Origin of the sequence: Streptomyces sp. NPDC015139 (assembly GCF_043079785.1) — a bacterium.
GTDB lineage: Bacteria > Actinomycetota > Actinomycetes > Streptomycetales > Streptomycetaceae > Streptomyces > Streptomyces albidocamelliae.
This window is the reverse complement of record NZ_JBIBUW010000003.1, coordinates 205,884-224,208: the sequence shown is the minus strand read 5'-3', so window position 1 is coordinate 224,208 and position 18,325 is coordinate 205,884. Positions and strand designations below refer to the sequence as shown.

The following is an 18,325-nucleotide window of genomic DNA, read 5'->3' as shown; positions in this document are numbered from 1 at the left end:
GGCCCGGAGACCGAACCGGCCTACTCCTCGCGTCCCAGGACCTCCACCCGCACCGCGCACGACTTGAACTCCGGCATCCGGGACGTCGGATCCAGCGCCGGGTTGGTGAGGTTGTTCGCGCGTCCCTCGCCGGGCCAGTGGAAGGGCATGAAGACGGTGTCCGGACGGATGGCGGTGGTGATCCGCGCGGGCGCCACCGCCCGGCCCCGCCGGGAGACCACCGCGAGCCGATCGCCCTCCGCCGCCCCCAGCCGGGCCGCGAGGCGCGGATGCAGCTCCACGAACGGACCGGGCGCCGCCGCGTTCAGCTCCGCCACCCGCCGGGTCTGCGCCCCCGACTGGTACTGCGCCACCACCCGGCCGGTGGTCAGCAGCAACGGGTACACGCCGTCCGGTTCCTCCGCCGCCGCCCGGTGGGCCACGGCGACGAACCGGGCCCGGCCGTCGGTCGTGGCGAAACGGTCCAGGAACAGACGCGGGGTGCCGGGATGCACGGCGGCCCCGGCAGGCCGCGCCGGGTCCCCGGGCGCCCCCGGTTCCCCGAGGCCCTCCGGCCCCTCACGACCCCCAGGAGCCTCAGGGACCTCAGGGGTCTCCGGGCACGGCCAGAACACCCCGTTCTCCTCCGCGAGACGGCGGTAGGTGATGCCCGAGTAGTCGGCCGGGCCACCCGCGCTCGCCCGGCGCAGCTCGCCGAAGACCTCCTCCGCGTCGGTGGGGAAGCCCTTCTCCACCCCGAGCCGGCCGGCGAGCTCGTGCAGGACGACCAGGTCGCTGCGCACACCGGGCGGGGGAGCGACCGCCCGCCGGCGCAGCAGCACCCTGCCCTCCAGGCTGGTCGTGGTGCCCGTCTCCTCCGCCCACTGCGTCACCGGCAGCACCACGTCCGCCAGCTCCGCCGTCTCCGACAGCACCACGTCCGCCACCGCGAGGAAGTCCAGCGAGCGCAGCCGCTCCTCGACATGGGTGGCGCGCGGCGCCGACACCACCGGGTTCGAGCCCATCAGCAGCAGGGCCCGGACGTCCGTGCCGAGCGCGTCGAGGAGTTCGTAGGCGCTGCGTCCGGGCCCCGGCAGGCTGTCCGGGTCCACGCCCCACACCCCGGCCACGTGCCGCCGGGCCGCCGGGTCGTCCAGCTTGCGGTAGCCGGGCAACTGGTCGGCTTTCTGGCCGTGTTCCCGGCCGCCCTGCCCGTTGCCCTGCCCGGTCAGACAGCCGTACCCGGACAGCGGGCGGCCCGCCCGGCCGGTCGCCAGGCACAGGTTGATCCACGCGCCCACCGTGTCCGTGCCCTTGGCCTGCTGCTCGGGCCCGCGCGCGGTGAGCACCATCGCCGACTCGGGCTCGCAGAACATGCGCACCGCCTGCCGCAGCTCGGGAACGGACACCCCCGTGATCCGCTCCACGTACTCCGGCCAGTGCGCCATCGCCGCCGCCCGGGCCTCCTCCCAGCCGGTGGTCCGCTCCCGGACGAACCCCTCGTCCGTCCGTCCCTCGGCGACCACCAGGTGCAGCAGCCCCAGGGCGAGGGCGAGATCGGTGCCGGGCCGGGGCGCGAGATGCAGATCGGCCTGCTCGGCGGTCCTGGTACGGCGCGGATCGACGACGATCAGCGTGCCGCCGTTCTCCCGCAGCTCGGTGAAGAAGCGCAGCGACGGCGGCATGGTCTCGGCCAGGTTCGATCCGACGAGGATCACGCACCCGGTCCTCGGGACGTCCTCCAGGGGGAACGGCAGCCCGCGGTCGAGCCCGAACGCCTTCGTCCCCGCGGCCGCGGCCGAGGACATGCAGAAGCGGCCGTTGTAGTCGATCTGCGAGGTACCGAGCACCACCCGCGCGAACTTGCCGAGCGCGTACGCCTTCTCGTTCGTCAGCCCGCCCCCGCCGAACACCCCGAGCGCGTCGGCGCCGTGCTCCCGCCGCGTCCGCCCGAGCCGCTCGGCGATCAGGTCCAGCGCCTCGCCCCAGCCCGCCTCCACCAGCCGCCCGCCGGACCGCACCAGCGGAGTGGTCAGCCGCACCGCCGGCGACAGCACCTGGGCGGCCGTACGGCCCTTGCCGCACAGCGCGCCCCGGTTGACCGGGAAATCCGGCCGCTCGGACACCTCGGCGCCCCCCTGCGGCAGGGGCGTGACCGTCATCCCGCACTGCAGGGCGCAGTACGGGCAGTGGGTGGGCGTCGAGGTGTTCTCCATACCGCCCAGCCTGCGCGGACCGTGTTACGGCCCGTGCCCGCCCCCGGTTACACCGCCGGGACGGTCACCTCCCCGCGCCCGCCCGGCCACCGTGAGGCCCGCGCCGCGCACCCCTCCGGCTCCGGCGCCCGGGTCACCGGCCGGACGCCAGCGCCCGGCTCACGCCCCGCTCCTTCGGGCCCAGGAACCGCGGGTCCGGCCGGAGCACCGCGTCCAGCGCCGCCTTGCCCGCTGCGAAGACCTCGCGCGTGCCGCCGTAGTACCAGGTCACGTCGTGCTTGGCGGCGACCCCGACCCCGTAGGAGTCGATCCCCGCCGCCTCGCACAACGCCACCGCCCGCCGGATGTGGAAGTCCTGGCTGATCAGCACCGCCCGGTCCACCCCGAAGATCTTCCGGGCCCGCACACAGGAGTCCCAGGTGTCGAAACCGGCGTAGTCGCTGACGATCCTCGTGCCCGGCACCCCGTGCCGGGTGAGGTAGGCGCGCATCGCGTCGGGCTCGTCGTAGTCCTCGCGGCTGTTGTCCCCGGTGACCAGGACGACCTCGATGCGCCCCGCCCGGTACAGCTTCGCCGCCGCGTCCAGCCGGTGCGCGAGGTACGGCGACGGCTCCCCGTTCCACAGCCCGGCGCCGAACACCACCGCCACCGGCGTGCGCGGCACGTCCGCCGTCGTCCGCAGCCGGTCCGCCGTGGACACGTACAGCCAGGTCGCCGGCAGCAGCGCCAGCACGCACGCGGCCATCACCGACTGCACCAGCCGCCGCTGCCCCGTGCGGGTGCGCGGCAGCCGCGGTCGACGGATCTTCATGGCGTCCCCCGGAGAGAGTGATCGGTTCCCACGGGGGAGACGCCCGCACCGGCGGACCGGTTCACCTCACGCCCCGCATCCGCGCACCGTGAAGCCGCGGAAAACACCCGTGACGGCCCGGCAACGGGGCCGCAACCTCGGCCCGCCAGGATCCTTCCATGACGGCGTCGCACCCTCCCCGCTCCGAGTCCCTCCACCACCTCGAAAGCACGGCGCACCTCATGGACAGCATCAGCAGCCACCTGGCCGGCCGGCTCCGGCTCGTCTCCCCGGTCGGACGCCGCCGCCCGACCCCGCCCGCCCTCGTCCTGGTCGCGCACGGCAGCCGGGACTCCCGCGCGGCGGTCACGGTGGGGGCCCTGCGGGACCGGGTCCGCGAGCTGCGCCCCGGCCTCTCCGTCCACCTGGGGCACATCGAGCTGAACGAGCCGCTGCTCCCGGACACCCTGGCCGCCCTCGGGGACAGCCCCGCCGTCCTCGTCCCGCTCCTCCTGAGCCGCGGCTACCACGTCAAGCAGGACATCCCCGCCATGGCCGCCGCCGCGGCGGGCCACACCCGCGTGGCCGCCCCGCTCGGCCCGCACCCGCTCCTCGTCGAGACCCTGTACGACCGCCTGACCGAGGCCGGCTGGCAGCCGGACCCCGACCCGGCCACGCGCCGCACGAGCGCGGTCGTCCTGGCCGCGGCGGGCTCCCGCGACCCCGAGTCGGCGGCCGACACCGCCCGCACCGCCCGCCTCCTGGCGGACCGCCTCGGCGTGCCCGTCGTCCCCGCGTACGCCTCCGCCGCCGCACCGACCGTCGAGGCGGCCCTGCGCACCCTGGCGGCCCGCGGCCGGCACCGGGTGGCGGTCGCGTCCTGCTTCACCGCCCCCGGCCGCTTCGCCACCCAGTGCGCGGCCGCGGCCCCCTGGATCGCCTCCGCCCCCCTCGGCGACCACCCGGCGATGGCCCGTCTGATCCTGCACCGCTACGACCGCGCCCTCACCGCACCGCGCACGGAAGCCGCCTGATCCCGCACTGCGACCGTTCGGCGTCGGCCGGTCCGGTCGCTCACCGCTGTGCCCGCGCCTGACCGCACCGCGCACGGAAGCCGCCCGGAGCGTCGGCGGCGGGGCGGCCGACACCCGGCTTCCGGCACCGGGGCGCCGACACCCGGCACCCCGGCGGGCACCCGGCCGCACCCCGAATGTCACCGGCGCCGCTTACTGTCGAGGCATGGAAGGCACCGCAGGCACCGCAGAAGTCACCGGCACCGCATCCTCCCCGGCCTACGACCCGGCGTCGGCCGACCGCTGGGCGCCGGAGCCGGACAAGCGTCCCGGCCGCACCGCCTTCCAGCGCGACCGCGCCCGCATCCTGCACTCGGCCGCCCTGCGCCGCCTCGCCGGCAAGACCCAGGTGGTGACCCCGGGCACCCGCACCCGGGCCTGGGACGCCAGCCCCCGCACCCGGCTCACCCACTCCCTGGAATGCGCGCAGGTAGGACGGGAGCTGGGCGCGGCCCTCGGCTGCGACCCCGACCTGGTCGAAGCGGCCTGCCTCGCCCACGATCTCGGCCACCCGCCCTTCGGTCACAACGGCGAACAGGCGCTGAACCTGTTCGCCGCGGACTGCGGAGGCTTCGAGGGCAACGCCCAGTCCCTGCGGCTCCTCACCCGCATCGAGCCCAAGCGCTTCACCCCGGAGGGCTCCGTCGGCCTCAACCTCACCCGCGCCACCCTCGACGCGGCCACCAAGTACCCCTGGCCGCGCGGCGCCCACCCCACCGACCCGGCGTCGGTGAAGTTCGGCGTGTACGAGGACGACCGCCCGGTCTTCGACTGGGTCAGGGCGCACGCCCCCGGCACCCGCACCTGCTTCGAGGCCCAGGTCATGGACTGGTCGGACGACGTGGCCTACTCGGTGCACGACATCGAGGACGGGCTGCACGCCGGTCACATCGACCCCGACTGCCTGCACGCCGAACCCGAGCGGCAGGCCGTGTTCGAGGTCGCCGTCGGCCGCTACGTCCCCGCCGGCACCGACCCGGCCGAGCTCGCCGCGGCCCTCGACCGCCTCCGGGACCAGGACTGGTGGCCGCACGGCTACGACGGCACGGCGGTCGCGCAGGCCCGCCTCAAGGACGCCACCAGCCAGCTCATCGGCCGGTTCTGCCTGGCCGCCGAGGGCGCCACGCGCGCCGCGTACGGCACCGGCCGGCTCACCCGGTACGGCGCCGAACTCGTCGTACCCCGCGAGGCCCGCATGGAGTGCGCGGTGCTCAAGGCGGTCGCCGACCGCTACGTCATGCAGCGCGCCGAGCAGGAACTGCTGCGCGCCGACCAGCGGGTGATCGTCGCGGAACTGGCCGAGGCCCTCACCGCCCGCGCGCCCGAGGGTCTCGACCCGCAGTTCCGGGCCCTGTTCGACGCGGCACCCGGCGACCTGGCGCGCAAGCGGGTGATCGTCGACCAGATCGCCTCCCTCACGGACGCCTCGGCCCGCTCCCTGCACGCCAGACTGACAGGGCATATCTGAGCGGAATGTGACCCGGGCTGGCCTGATCGGGTCACTCCCTCTTCCCGCAGCACGCCGGGTGCGGGACGCTCGCATGTGGCGGCACCCTTACGAGGAGGCATCAAGTGGTCGACGCGGATCAGACATTCGTCATCGTCGGAGGCGGCCTGGCCGGCGCCAAGGCGGCGGAGACGCTCCGTGCGGAGGGCTTCACCGGCCGGGTGATACTGATCTGCGACGAGCGCGACCACCCCTACGAGCGCCCCCCGCTCTCCAAGGGCTATCTGCTCGGCAAGGAGGAGCGCGACAGCGTCTTCGTGCACGAGCCCGCCTGGTACGCGCAGAACGACATCGAGCTGCACCTCGGCCAGACCGTCGACCGCATCGACCGTACGGCGAAGACCGTCCGCTTCGGCGACGACGGCACCCTGGTCCGCTACGACAAACTGCTCATCGTCACCGGCGCCGAACCCCGCCGCCTCGACATCCCCGGCACCGACCTCGCGGGCGTCCACCACCTGCGCCGGCTCGCCCACGCCGAACGCCTCAAGGGCGTGCTGGCCTCCCTCGGCCGGGACAACGGCCACATCGTGATCGCCGGTGCCGGCTGGATCGGCCTGGAGGTCGCGGCGGCGGCACGCGAGTACGGCGCCGAGGTCACGGTGATCGAACCGGCCCCGACCCCGCTGCACGGCGCCCTCGGCCCCGAGCTGGGCAACGTCTTCGCGGAGCTGCACCGCGAGCGCGGCGTCCGCTTCCACTTCGGCGTCCAGCTCACCGAGATCGTCGGCCAGGACGGCATGGTCCTCGCGGCCCGCACCGACGACGGCGAGGAGCACCCGGCGCACGACGTCCTCGCGGCGATCGGCGCGGCTCCCCGGACCGGCCTCGCGGAGGCGGCGGGACTGGAGATCGCCGACCGGGCGCACGGCGGCGGCATCGTCGTCGACGAGCGGCTGCGCACCTCCGACCCCGACATCTACGCCGCCGGTGACGTCGCGTCCTTCCCGCTCGCCCTGTTCGGCACCCGGCTGCGCGTCGAGCACTGGGCGAACGCGCTGAACGGCGGACCGGCCGCCGCCCGCGCGATGCTCGGCAAGGACGTCACCTACGACCGGGTGCCCTACTTCTTCACCGACCAGTACGACCTGGGCATGGAGTACAGCGGGTGGGCGCCGCCGGGGTCGTACGACGAGGTGGTGATCCGCGGCGACGCCGGGAAGCGGGAGTTCATCGCGTTCTGGGTGCGTCAGGGCCAGGTGCTCGCCGGGATGAACGTGAACGTGTGGGATGTCACAGAACCCATCCAGAAACTGATCCGAGCCGGTGCGCCGGTGGACCTCGACGCGCTGGCCGACCCGCACGTACCCCTCGACAGCCTCGCCCCGTGACCTCCGCGCGCTCAGGGACTGTCACACCACCCCCGTAGAATTCATCCGTGGCAGGACGGATCAACGACGAGGACGTGAAGGCGGTTCGGGACGCGGTCCCGATCGACGCCGTGGTCTCCGAGTACCTCCAGCTGCGCAACGCGGGCGGCGGCAACCTCAAGGGCCTGTGCCCGTTCCACGACGAGAAGTCGCCGTCCTTCCAGGTCAGCCCCAGCAAGGGACTCTTCCACTGCTTCGGCTGCCAGGAGGGCGGCGACACCCTCACCTTCGTGATGAAGGTGGACCACCTCTCCTTCTCGGAGGCGGTCGAGCGGCTGGCCGCCCAGGCCGGCATCACCCTGCGCTACGAGGAGGGCGGGTACAACCCGGCCCACCAGCGCGGCGAGCGCATCCGCCTGGTCGAGGCGCACAAGACCGCCGCCCAGTGGTACGCCGAGCAGCTCGCCACCAGCCCCGAGGCCGAGACCGGCCGGATCTTCCTGGCCGAGCGCGGCTTCGACCAGGCCGCCGCCGTCCACTTCGACGTCGGCTACAGCCCCCAGGGCTGGGACCACCTCACCCGCTACCTGCGCGGCAAGGGGTTCACCGACAAGGAGCTGATCCTCTCCGGGCTGTCCCAGGAGGGCCGCCGCGGCCCCATCGACCGGTTCCGGGGCCGCCTGATGTGGCCCATCCGCGACATCGGCGGCGAGGTCGTCGGCTTCGGCGCCCGCAAGCTGTACGAGACGGACAACGGCCCGAAGTACCTGAACACGCCCGAGACGGCGATCTACCGCAAGAGCCAGGTGCTGTACGGCATCGACCTGGCGAAGAAGGACATCGCCAAGGCCAGCCGGGCCGTCGTCGTCGAGGGCTACACCGACGTCATGGCCTGTCACCTGGCCGGTGTCACGACGGCCATCGCGACCTGCGGCACGGCCTTCGGCGGCGAACACATCAAGATCCTTCGCCGGCTGCTGATGGACAACGGCTCGGCCCGCGTGATCTTCACCTTCGACGGCGACGCGGCCGGCCAGAAGGCCGCCCTGCGCGCCTTCGAGGACGACCAGAAGTTCGCCGCCGAGACGTACATCGCGATCGCGCCCGACGGCATGGACCCCTGCGACCTGCGTCTGGCCAAGGGCGACGAGGCGGTCACCGACCTGGTGGAACCCCGCACGCCGCTGTTCGAGTTCGCGCTCCGCCAGATCGTGCGCCGCTACGACCTCGACACCCCGGCCGGCCGGGCCGCCGCCCTGGACGAGGCCGCGCCGATCGTCGCCCGCATCAAGAACAGCGGCGCCCAGCACGAGGTCGCCGTCGAACTCGCCGGCATGCTCGGCATCCTCGACACCCAGTTCGTGGTCCGGCGCGTGGCCCAGCTCGCCCGCTGGGCCCGCGACCGCGGCGGCAAGGGCCCGGCTCCGCAGCAGGGTACGGGCCGTCCGGCCGACCAGCAGTGGGCCGGCGCCCCCCGCCCCGCGGCCTCCGGGCCGGCCCTCACCCTGCGCAACCCCGTCTTCGCCGCCGAGCGCGAGCTGCTCAAACTCGCCCTGCAACGGCCCGAGCTGGTCTCCCCGGCCTTCGACGCCTACGGCGTGGACGAGTTCACCGCCCCGCCCTACGCCGCCGTCCGCCAGGCCGTCGCGGAGGCGGGCGGCGCCGAGTTCGGCGTGGCCGACCCGCAGGAGTACCTGGTCCGCGTCCGTGAGGCCGCCCCCGACGACGCCGTCCGCGCGATGGTCACCGAGCTGGCCGTGGAGCCGATCCTGCGCCGCACGGTCGACGAGACCTACGCCGGCACCGTCCTGGTGCAGATCCGCCGCCGGGCCGTCGAGCGCCGCATCCGGGACATCCAGTCCCAGCTGACCCGCCTGACCACCGGCGGCGACCCCGCCCAGCTGGCCGCCGTGCAGAACGAGCTGTGGGTCCTCCAGCAGTACGACCAGACGCTGCGCGAGCGGGGCGCGCAGGCGCTCTAGCCGGCCTGCGGCGGGAAGGCCGGCGTGACCGCCCGCACCAGCCGCTCGGCGAACTCCCGCTCCCGGTCGGTGAACTGCGGGTACTCGGTGACGAAGTGCTCCCACTCGACGTACCCGACCGCCTCCACGACGTCCTCGAGGAGCACGTCCTCCCGGTACGGGTACGGCCACTCACCCGACAGCCGGAACACCTCGCACAGCAGCTCGTGCCGCAGCGGGTGGCGCTCGGCGAGCAGGACGGCGTCGTAGAGGTCCTTGCCCTGGGCGTGCGCGTCGTTGACCAGCCACATGAGCTTCCAGGCGAGCGACAGCGCGGGCGTCGCGCCGAGCAGCGTGCCGCCCGGCAGCCGGACCGGCTCGGGCTCCTCGGGCAGCGGCTCGTTGAAGACGAAGTCGAGCTGGACGTGCCCGCCCGGCAGCCCGGGCGCCGACCAGGGCAGGACCATGCGGCGGCCGGGCACCCGGTCGTAGGTCCAGATGTCCTCCACGACCGCGTCCCGTGCCGAGAAGCGCACGTCCCCGGCGCGAGCCCCGGCCGCCCGGGCGATCCCGTCGAGCATCCGCGCCGTCCGCTCCTCCTCGATCCGCCACGTGGCCGGTACGACGACGAAGTCCAGGTCACCGGGCTCGCGCGCCGCCTGCCCGAACCACACCGACATCAGCGCACTGCCGCGCAGCACCAGCGCCCCGGCCCACTCGGAACCGGCGATCGCGGCCAGGACCCCGTCCAGCGCGGTCCGCCGGGCCGTGTGCCAGGCCGCGCCGAGCGCCGGGTCGGCGAAGACGGGATCGGTGGCCCGGTAGGCGTGTCGGAAGTGCTTGAGGGCCGGTTCGAACACGGGCCGCCGGGTGATGCCGTCACCCGGCACCCAGGTCAGGGTGCGGGGCAGGTCGTTCGCCCGCCGGGCCGCCTCGTCCGGCGGCTCGGGGGGAAGGTCCCCGCCGTGCCACAGGGCTCGCCAGGTCTCGCTCATACGGACACCTCCCGCTCCTCGATCCATCCGTCGTCCACCGACTCGTCGCTGTCGTACAGCACGAACTCCCGCTCCACGCCGAGGACGTCGAGCCCCTCCAGCTCCGCGAGCAGCCGCCGCAGGGCCCGTTCGGCCTCCGCGTCCGACACCCCCCGGCAGCGCTGCGTCACGAACCGCTCGTGCCGTCCGCCGCCGCGCGCCCGCCGCGCGTTCCACGACAGGTGCGCGCCGTGCGGCACGACCCGCGCGGCGAGCGCGCCGAGGTCGGTGCCGGCGTCGAGCAGCAGCTTGGCGTGGTGTTCGAAGTACTGTCCGCCCCCGCACGGTCCGGCGGGCACCTCCGGCGCCCAGGGCACCGACTCGGTCTTCACCCGCACCGGTGCGAAGCCGGCCGACCGCAGGGCCGCCACGGTGCCGGCCGCCCGGGCCGACTCCTCGGCGTACGAGGACGAGCCGGCGAGGGTGAGCATCGGCTGGTGCCGCATCCGGCCGCGGGCCAGCACGATGTGCGTCAGCTTGAGTCCGGACGCGTCCGCCCAGCCGCGCAGCCGCTCGGCCTCGGCGGCGTCGTCGCAGCGGACGGTCACATGGGTTTCGTACAGAAGTCCGGACACTCGGGGATCCTCCCAGATCAGGGCCGGGGACGGCGCCCGCTTTTCCGGTGCCGGTCACCAGCCGGTCACGGTCCGGACGCAAAAAGTCACCGCACGCCCCTCGTGGCGGGGATGTGTCGTACTCCACACTGGGGGCGGTGCCCGAGTCCGCGGAGCGCAGGCCGTCGACTCTCCGCCCCCGAAGTGCCGCTGCCGCACACCTTCGGCAGCGATCATCCTGGAGGTCGCCCCCGTGCAGACCCAGACCCTCAGCCAGTCCGATGGCAACACCGGTGCCACCGGCACCACCGGCACCACCGGCACCTCCGCGGACGAGCCGGACGCGGAGACGGACGTCCTCGTGGCCGTGCCCCCGCAGGGCCGTGGCGGCCTGCACGCGGAATCGGCGCCCGCCGACCCGGGGGAGCCGCCCGCCGAGGAGCTCACGGAGGACTCCGGGCAGCCGGGGGAGGCCGCGGAGCCCGAGGAGATCACCGAGCCCGTCGGGCCGCGAGTCGCCACCCGGGCCGAGTCCGGCGGCCCCTCGGCCGATCTGTTCCGCCAGTACCTGCGCGAGATCGGCCGCATCCCGCTGCTCACCGCCGCCGAGGAGGTCGACCTCGCCCGCCGGGTGGAGGCCGGCCTGTTCGCCGAGGAGAAGCTGAGCAACACCCCCGACCTGGACAGTCAGTTGGCGAACGACCTGGACCGGCTCGTGGTCCTGGGCCGGATGGCCAAGCGCCGGCTCATCGAGGCCAACCTGCGGCTCGTGGTCTCCGTCGCCAAGCGGTACGTCGGCCGCGGCCTGACCATGCTCGACCTCGTCCAGGAGGGCAACCTGGGCCTCATCCGGGCGGTGGAGAAGTTCGACTACGCGCGCGGCTACAAGTTCTCCACCTACGCGACCTGGTGGATCCGCCAGGCCATGTCCCGGGCCCTCGCCGACCAGGCCCGCACCATCCGCGTCCCGGTCCACGTCGTGGAGCTGATCAACCGGGTGGTCCGCGTCCAGCGGCGCATGCTCCAGGAGCGGGGCTACGAGCCGACGCCGGAAGAGGTCGCCGCCCATCTGGACCTGCCGCCGGAGCGGGTCGGCGAGGTGCTGCGGCTCGCCCAGGAGCCGGTGTCGCTGCACGCCCCGGTGGGCGAGGAGGACGACGTCGCCCTCGGCGACCTCATCGAGGACGGCGACGCCGCCAGCCCCGTGGAGTCGGCCGCGTTCCTGCTGCTGCGCGAGCACCTGGAAGCGGTGCTGTCCACGCTCGGTGAGCGCGAGCGCAAGGTGGTCCAGCTGCGCTACGGACTCATCGACGGCCGGCCGCGCACGCTGGAGGAGATCGGCCGGCTGTTCGGGGTGACGCGGGAGCGGATACGGCAGATCGAGTCCAAGACGCTGAACAAGCTCCGGGACCACGCCTTCGCGGACCAGCTGAGGGGTTACCTCGACTGAGTCCGGCCGCCGGGGTGCCGCCGCAGCGGCGGCGGCACCCCGGCGCCGCTCGGCGCTAGTCCACCTCGGCCACGGCCTGGGCGAACTGGGCCTTGTACAGCCGGGCGTACGCGCCGTCGGCCGCCAGCAGGTCCGTGTGCGCGCCCTGTTCGACGATGGACCCGTTCTCCATCACGAGGATGGTGTCCGCGTCCCGGATCGTCGACAGCCGGTGCGCGATCACGAACGACGTGCGGCCGGCCGCCAGCTTGGCCATCGCCTTCTGGATCAGCACCTCGGTGCGGGTGTCGACCGAGCTGGTCGCCTCGTCCAGGACGAGGATCACCGGGTCGGACAGGAACGCCCGCGCGATGGTGATGAGCTGCTTCTCACCCGCGCTGACCCCGGTGCCCTCGTCGTCGATCACGGTGTCGTAGCCGTCGGGCAGGGTCCGCACGAACCGGTCGGCGTGCGCGGCCCGGGCGGCCTCCTCGATCTCGCCCCGGGTGACCTCGCGGGAGGCGCCGTACGCGATGTTCTCCGCGATGGTGCCGCCGAACAGCCAGGTGTCCTGGAGCACCATGCCGATGCCGGAGCGCAGTTCGTCGCGGGACATGCTCCGGATGTCCACGCCGTCGAGGGTGATCCGGCCACCGGAGACGTCGTAGAACCGCATCAGCAGGTTGACCAGCGTGGTCTTGCCCGCGCCGGTCGGGCCGACGATCGCGACCGTGTGCCCCGGCTCCACCTTGAGCGAGAGGTCCTCGATCAGCGGCTTCTCCGGGTCGTAGCGGAAGGACACGTGTTCCAGGCCCACCCGTCCGCGCAGTTCCGCGGGCCGCTCGCCCGGCACCGGATCCGCCTCCTGCTCCTCCGCGTCCAGGAGTTCGAAGATCCGCTCGGACGACGCGACGCCGGACTGCACCAGGTTCGCCATCGACGCGACCTGCGTCAGCGGCATGGAGAACTGCCGCGAGTACTGGATGAACGCCTGCACGTCACCGATGGACAGCGCGCCGGACGCCACCCGCAGACCGCCGACGACTGCCACGAGCACGTAGTTCAGGTTGGACACGAACATCATCAGCGGCTGCATGACACCGCTGTTGAACTGCGCCTTGAACCCGGCCTCGTACAGGGCGTCGTTCTGCTCGGCGAACTGCTTCGCCGACTCCTCCTGCCGGCCGAACACCTTCACCAGGGTGTGCCCGGTGTACATCTCCTCGATGTGGGCGTTCAGCTTGCCGGTGGAGCGCCACTGCTGGACGAAGTGCGGCTGCGAGCGCTTGCCGACCCGGGTGGCGACCACGAACGACAGCGGCACGGTCACCAGCGCGACCAGGGCCAGGATCCAGGAGACGTAGAACATCATCACGAGCACGCCGATGATGGTCAGCAGCGAGTTGATCAGCTGGCCCATCGACTGCTGGAGCGTCTGTCCGATGTTGTCGATGTCGTTGGTCGCCCGGGACAGCACCTCGCCGCGCTGACGCTTGTCGAAGTACGACAGCGGCAGCCGCGACAGCTTCGTCTGCACGGACTCGCGCAGCCGGTACATGGTGCGGTTCACGGCCCGGTTGACCAGCCGGGTCGCGACGGCCATCAGCAGACCGGCGACCAGGAACGTGCCCAGGGCCAGCAGCAGGACGTGCCCCACGGCGTCGAAGTCGATGCCCTCGCCGGGGGTGAAGTCGGTGCCCTGGAGCATGTCCGCGACGGAGCCCTGGCCCCGCTCGCGCATCGAGTCGAGGACCTGCTCCTTGCTGGCCCCGGCCGGCATCTGCCGGCCGATGATGCCGGAGAACACCAGGTCGGTGGCGCGGCCGAGGATCTTCGGGCCGATCACGCTCAGGCCGACACTGACGACCACGCAGAACAACAGGGCGTAGATGGTGACCCGTTCGGGCTTGAACTGGGCGACGAGCCGTTTGCCCGAGCCCTTGAAGTCCATCGAGCGCTGGTCGGGGCCGCCCCCGGCCATCATGCGTCCCATGGGCCCGGCCATCAGGCGGCCTCCGCTTCCGTCAGCTGGGAGAGCACGATCTCCCGGTAGGTCTCGTTGGATGCCATCAGCTCGTGGTGCCGGCCGGTGCCGACGACCCGGCCCTCGTCCAGCACGACGATCCGGTCGGCGTCCCGGATGGTCGCCACCCGCTGGGCGACGATGACGACGGTCGCCTCGGCGGTCTCCCGGGAGAGTGCCGAGCGCAGCGCCGCGTCCGTCGCGTAGTCGAGCGCGGAGAAGGAGTCGTCGAAGAGGTAGATCTCCGGGCGCTGCACGAGGGTGCGGGCGATGGCGAGCCGCTGCCGCTGGCCGCCGGACACGTTGGTGCCGCCCTGGGCGATCGGCGCGTTCAGGCCGCCCTCCAGCTTGTGCACGAAGTCCTTGGCCTGCGCCACCTCCAGCGCGTGCCACAGCTCCTCGTCGGTGGCGTCCGGATTGCCGTAGCGCAGGTTGGTGGCGACCGTGCCGGCGAACAGGTACGGCTTCTGCGGCACGAGCCCGACGGTCTTCGCGAGCAGCTTCGGCTCGACCTCCTGGACGTCCACGCCGTCCACCAGCACCTGGCCCTCGGTGGCGTCGAACAGCCGGGGGACGAGTCCGAGCAGGGTCGACTTGCCGCTGCCGGTGGAGCCGATCACGGCGGTCGTCTCACCCGGCCGGGCCTCCAGCGCGATGTCCGTCAGCACCGGCTCCTCGGCACCCGGGTAGCGGAAGCCCGCCCCGCGGATCTCCAGGTGCCCGTGGCGGCGCAGCTCGGTGACCGGCGCGGCCGGCGGCACCACGCTGGAGTCGGTCCCCAGGACCTCCTGGATGCGCTCGGCGCAGACCTCCGCGCGCGGCACCATCATGAACATGAAGGTGGCCATCATCACGGACATGACGATCTGCATCAGATAGGCGAGGAACGCGGTCAGGTCGCCGATCTTCATGCCGCCGCTGTCGATGCGGTGCGCGCCGAACCACACCACGGCGATCGACGACACGTTCACCACCGTCATCACGATCGGGAACATCAGCGCGAGCATCCGGCCGGTGGCCAGCTGCATCTCGGTGAGCTCGCCGTTGGCCCTCCCGAAGCGGCCCTGCTCGTACTCGTCGCGGACGAAGGCGCGGATCACCCGGTTGCCGGTGATCTGCTCGCGCAGCACCCGGTTCACCGTGTCGAGCCGGACCTGCATGGTCCGGAACAGCGGCCGCAGCCGGCGCACGATCAGCGTCACACAGATGCCGAGCACCGGGACGACCGCGACGAGCACGGCGGACAGCGGGACGTCGAGACCGAGGGCGAGCACGATGCCGCCGACGCACATGATGGGCGCGGAGACCATCAGGGTGAACGTCAGCAGGGCCAGCATCTGGACCTGCTGCACGTCGTTCGTCGTACGGGTGATGAGCGAGGGCGCCCCGAAGTGGCCCAGCTCACGGGAGGAGAAGGACTGCACCCGGTCGAAGACGGCACCGCGCACGTCCCGGCCGAGGGCGGAGGCGGTCCTGGCGCCGAAGTACACGGCACCGATGTTGCACACGACCTGGACCAGCGAGATGCCGATCATCAGGGCACCGAAGGACAGGATGTAGCCCGTGTCCCCCTTGACGACACCGTTGTCGATGATGTCCGCGTTCAGGGTGGGCAGGTAGAGGGTGGCGCAGGTCTGCAGGAACTGCAGCAGCACCAGGAACGCTATGGGTTTCTTGTAGGGCCTGAGATAGGTCCGCAGAAGTCGTATGAGCACGCTACGTCTCTCGGAGTCGGCGGTGGGGGCGGGGTGGTTGCCCCTGGCCCCTATCGTCCGACACTCCACCCGCGTTACCTCAACCGATTAAGCCGACAGCGGCGAACCGGCAGCCATACGGGTTCGCGGTGCTACGGGCGGAACGCGCCCGGATGGGTCTGCTCCCGCACCGCGGTGAACTGCTGCCGTACCGCCTGGCCCACCGCCAGCTCCTCGCCCGGCTCCAGCACCTGCGCCGCGGCGCCCTGCCAGGCCGGCGGGGTGCGCGGGTCGAGCGTGCCCTGCGACACCCCGAGCGCCCAGGCCGCCTGCCGGGCCGCGCCGATCGCCGCGTAGTCCGCGGGCTGCGGCACGACGACCTGGGCACCGAACAGCGAGGGCGCCGCGGCCTGCACGGCGGGCAGCTCGGCGGCCTGGCCGAGCAGGAAGATCCGGCGCACGTCCACGCCCCGCCCGCGCAGGACGTCCAGCGCGTCGCCGAGTCCGCACAGCATGCCCTCGAACGCGGCCCGCGCCAGGTGCTCGGGCTTCATCGACTCCCGTCGCAGCCCCGCGAGCGTCCCCGCGGTGTGCGGGAGGTTCGGCGTCCGCTCACCCTCCAGGTAGGGCAGCAGCACCAGTCCGTGGGAGCCCGGCGTGGACTTCATGGCCAGGTCGGACAGGCTCTCCAGATCCGGCAGCCCGAGGAGTTCGGTGGCGCCGCGCAGGGTCCGTACGGCGTTCAGGGTGGTGACGACCGGCAGGTGCATGCCGGTGGCGTCGGCCAGCGAGGTGATCATCCCGGACTGGTCGACGAGCGCCTCCGGGTGCACGGCCATCACCGATCCGGACGCCCCGAGGGACACCACCGCGTCCCCGAGCCCGATCCCGAGCCCGAACGCGGCGGCCATGGTCTCGCCGGTCCCGGCGGAGATCAGCAGCCCCTCCGGGGTCGTGCCGGCCGCGTCCGAAGGGCCGATCACCTCGGGGAGTATCGCCTGGTGGCCGAGGGCCAGCTCGACCAGGTCGGGCCGGTAGCCGCCGCTCGCCGCGGACCAGTAGCCGGTGCCGGAGGCGCCGCCCCGGTCGGTGGTCCGCCGCACCGGCCGCCCGAGCAGCTGCCACACCAGCCAGTCGTGGGCCTGCAGCAGCACGGCCGTGCGCAGGGCGTTCTCGGGCTCGTTCTTGGCCAGCCAGCGCAGCTTGGTGACCGGCTGGGCGGCCTGGGGCGCGCAGCCCACGGCCTGCGCCCACGCCTCGCGCCCGCCGAGCGCGTCGACCAGATCGGCCGCCGCGACCTGCGCCCGCTTGTCGCCGCCGACCAGCGCCGGGCGGACCGTGTTGCCCTGGGCGTCCAGCGGGACCAGCGCGTTCTGCTGGGCGGAGACGCCGATGGCCTGCACGCCCTCCAGCAGGCCGCCCCCCGCGGCCTCGCCCAGGGAGAGCAGCCAGGCCTGCGGGTCGACGTCGCTGGGGCGGCCCGCACCGTCCGGCGTCTCCACCGGATGCGGTGCGTATCCCTGCCGGAGTACGGCACCGGTGTCCGTGTCACAGACCACGATGCGCGTGAAATCGGGCGAGCTGTCCAAGCCGGCGACTATCCCCATACCGAAGATTTTGCCGTACCGCCGGGGCTGCTTCCGCCAGGGCGCCGCGGGCGGTCCCGGAGCACCGGCGCCGAGCTGGGACGTCAGGTGTTGCTCGTGCCCCAGTCGTCGTCGGCCGTGCCGTTGACGTTGCGCTCGCGCAGGGAGCGGACGCGCTGGGCGACCGAGGCCGGGACACGGTCGCCGACCTTGTCGCTGACCGTGTGGAAGGCCTTCCCGGCGTAGACGCGGCCCTGCTGGGCGGCGCTCTCCGCGGTGTTGCGGACGGCCGGGTTCTGCATGATCTGCTGAGCGGACTTCTTCAGCTGCTCGTAGCGCTCGCGTCCGGCCCTCGTGCCGAGTACGTAACCGAGTGCCATTCCGGCGACGAACGTGAGCCGGTAGCGCATGGCTGCCACCCTTCCCTTGTGCCTAGGTCTCTGGTGCGGCGTCGGCGCCGGGGGATACCGATTGGCGGAGCACCCCCCTGCTTGCGCTAATGTATGTGTCGCAGCGAGCGCCCGCCCCCTGGCGAATACCCAGGTAGGTACGTTCGATGCAATCGAGGCGATCCTCCGTAGCTCAATTGGCAGAGCAGCCGGCTGTTAACCGGCAGGTTACTGGTTCGAGTCCAGTCGGGGGAGCTTCGGTCCTCCGTAGCTCAATTGGCAGAGCAGCCGGCTGTTAACCGGCAGGTTACTGGTTCGAGTCCAGTCGGGGGAGCACGCTGAACGAGGACCCTCCGGGGTCCTTTTTCATGTCCACGGGGAACCGCCGCGCCTGCGGAGATGTCCTCAGGTTCATGAGCAGCGCGGAAGCCGACCATCCGAAGCAGGAGATCGTATGAGCGGCTATGCTGCGGCAGACGGCGCGCACACATGTACGCGACACGCCGCTATGGGGCGGTAGCTCAGCCGGTTAGAGCAGCGGACTCATAATCCGTCGGCCGTGGGTTCGAGTCCCACCCGCCCCACAGGACACCGCAGGTGCAGAAACGATGCGACCTGCGTGGTGAGGAACACGATCAAGCGCGGGCCGGGAGTATTCCCGGCCCGCGCTTTCGTCGTCGGCGGACCTTCCCGGGTCGTGTCACCCGTGCGGACCCGTGCGCGGCGGGGGTCCGGCGGTCCTGGTGGGGCGGGTGGGGCGGGCGCGGCCGGCCGCCCGGA

Annotated in this window: 13 protein-coding genes and 3 tRNA genes; 8 read left to right on the top strand and 8 right to left on the bottom strand. The window is 72.8% G+C overall.

Going from position 1 to position 18,325, the window contains the following annotated elements:
- Window positions 1-20: 20 nt before the first annotated feature.
- Together ACF08B_RS09795 and ACF08B_RS09790 are read right to left on the bottom strand one after the other, a co-directional pair.
- Window positions 21-2,195 carry a molybdopterin oxidoreductase family protein gene (locus tag ACF08B_RS09795; protein ID WP_392316873.1) on the bottom strand — a complete coding sequence of 725 codons (2,175 nt, stop codon included), beginning with the start codon at window positions 2,193-2,195 and terminating at the stop codon, window positions 21-23.
- 133 nt (window positions 2,196-2,328) lie between these two features.
- On the bottom strand, window positions 2,329-3,006 hold the full coding sequence (locus ACF08B_RS09790) for a vancomycin high temperature exclusion protein (RefSeq protein WP_392316872.1): 678 nt from the start codon (window positions 3,004-3,006) through the stop codon (window positions 2,329-2,331).
- 158 nt (window positions 3,007-3,164) lie between these two features.
- Between ACF08B_RS09790 and ACF08B_RS09785 the strand changes: the two genes are divergently transcribed.
- From ACF08B_RS09785 to dnaG, 4 genes are all read left to right on the top strand, one after another.
- Window positions 3,165-4,019, top strand: a complete 855-nt coding sequence (locus ACF08B_RS09785) for a sirohydrochlorin chelatase (protein ID WP_392316871.1) — start codon at window positions 3,165-3,167, stop codon at window positions 4,017-4,019.
- A 205-nt stretch (window positions 4,020-4,224) separates the two neighbouring features.
- Window positions 4,225-5,526: a deoxyguanosinetriphosphate triphosphohydrolase gene (locus ACF08B_RS09780; protein WP_392316870.1), complete on the top strand. Its 1,302-nt coding sequence runs from the start codon at window positions 4,225-4,227 to the stop codon at window positions 5,524-5,526.
- Between the two features lie 104 nt (window positions 5,527-5,630).
- Window positions 5,631-6,896 (top strand): NAD(P)/FAD-dependent oxidoreductase, encoded by a 1,266-nt coding sequence (locus ACF08B_RS09775; protein ID WP_392316869.1) that lies wholly within the window; start codon window positions 5,631-5,633, stop codon window positions 6,894-6,896.
- 47 nt (window positions 6,897-6,943) lie between these two features.
- Entirely contained in the window at window positions 6,944-8,857 is a 1,914-nt protein-coding gene (dnaG, locus tag ACF08B_RS09770) for a DNA primase (RefSeq protein WP_392316868.1), read from the top strand.
- On the opposite strand, the gene ACF08B_RS09765 is transcribed toward dnaG, so the two are convergent.
- Window positions 8,854-9,831 carry a nucleotidyl transferase AbiEii/AbiGii toxin family protein gene (locus ACF08B_RS09765; protein ID WP_392316867.1) on the bottom strand — a complete coding sequence of 326 codons (978 nt, stop codon included), beginning with the start codon at window positions 9,829-9,831 and terminating at the stop codon, window positions 8,854-8,856. The two genes, dnaG and ACF08B_RS09765, sit on opposite strands and share 4 nt — an antisense overlap.
- Window positions 9,828-10,445 carry a hypothetical protein gene (locus ACF08B_RS09760; RefSeq protein ID WP_093477868.1) on the bottom strand — a complete coding sequence of 206 codons (618 nt, stop codon included), beginning with the start codon at window positions 10,443-10,445 and terminating at the stop codon, window positions 9,828-9,830. The genes ACF08B_RS09765 and ACF08B_RS09760 overlap by 4 nt, the downstream gene beginning before the upstream one ends.
- 232 nt (window positions 10,446-10,677) lie before the next feature.
- Between ACF08B_RS09760 and ACF08B_RS09755 the strand changes: the two genes are divergently transcribed.
- The gene (locus tag ACF08B_RS09755) at window positions 10,678-11,874 is read left to right on the top strand and encodes an RNA polymerase sigma factor (protein WP_392316866.1); all 1,197 of its coding nucleotides are present in this window, start codon (window positions 10,678-10,680) and stop codon (window positions 11,872-11,874) included.
- Window positions 11,875-11,929: 55 nt separating this feature from the next.
- Here ACF08B_RS09755 and ACF08B_RS09750 read toward each other — a convergent pair whose 3' ends face one another.
- The 4 genes from ACF08B_RS09750 to ACF08B_RS09735 all read right to left on the bottom strand — a co-directional run bounded on the left by ACF08B_RS09750 (window position 11,930) and on the right by ACF08B_RS09735 (window position 17,566).
- A complete protein-coding gene (locus ACF08B_RS09750) occupies window positions 11,930-13,858 on the bottom strand; it encodes an ABC transporter ATP-binding protein (protein ID WP_093477871.1) in 1,929 nt (642 codons plus the stop codon).
- Window positions 13,858-15,591 (bottom strand): ABC transporter ATP-binding protein, encoded by a 1,734-nt coding sequence (locus ACF08B_RS09745; protein ID WP_392316865.1) that lies wholly within the window; start codon window positions 15,589-15,591, stop codon window positions 13,858-13,860. The genes ACF08B_RS09750 and ACF08B_RS09745 overlap by 1 nt, the downstream gene beginning before the upstream one ends.
- 131 nt (window positions 15,592-15,722) lie before the next feature.
- Window positions 15,723-17,177 (bottom strand): FGGY family carbohydrate kinase, encoded by a 1,455-nt coding sequence (locus ACF08B_RS09740; protein ID WP_392316864.1) that lies wholly within the window; start codon window positions 17,175-17,177, stop codon window positions 15,723-15,725.
- Window positions 17,178-17,260: 83 nt separating this feature from the next.
- A complete protein-coding gene (locus ACF08B_RS09735) occupies window positions 17,261-17,566 on the bottom strand; it encodes a hypothetical protein (protein WP_073893709.1) in 306 nt (101 codons plus the stop codon).
- A gap of 161 nt (window positions 17,567-17,727) precedes the next feature.
- Here ACF08B_RS09735 and ACF08B_RS09730 point away from each other — a divergent pair.
- The 3 genes from ACF08B_RS09730 (at window position 17,728) to ACF08B_RS09720 (ending at window position 18,129) form a co-directional block, all read left to right on the top strand.
- Window positions 17,728-17,800, top strand: a tRNA-Asn gene (locus tag ACF08B_RS09730).
- 6 nt (window positions 17,801-17,806) lie between these two features.
- Window positions 17,807-17,879: transfer RNA gene (locus tag ACF08B_RS09725), tRNA-Asn, on the top strand.
- Window positions 17,880-18,055: 176 nt separating this feature from the next.
- Window positions 18,056-18,129 (top strand) — tRNA-Ile (locus ACF08B_RS09720).
- Window positions 18,130-18,325 lie beyond the last annotated feature (196 nt).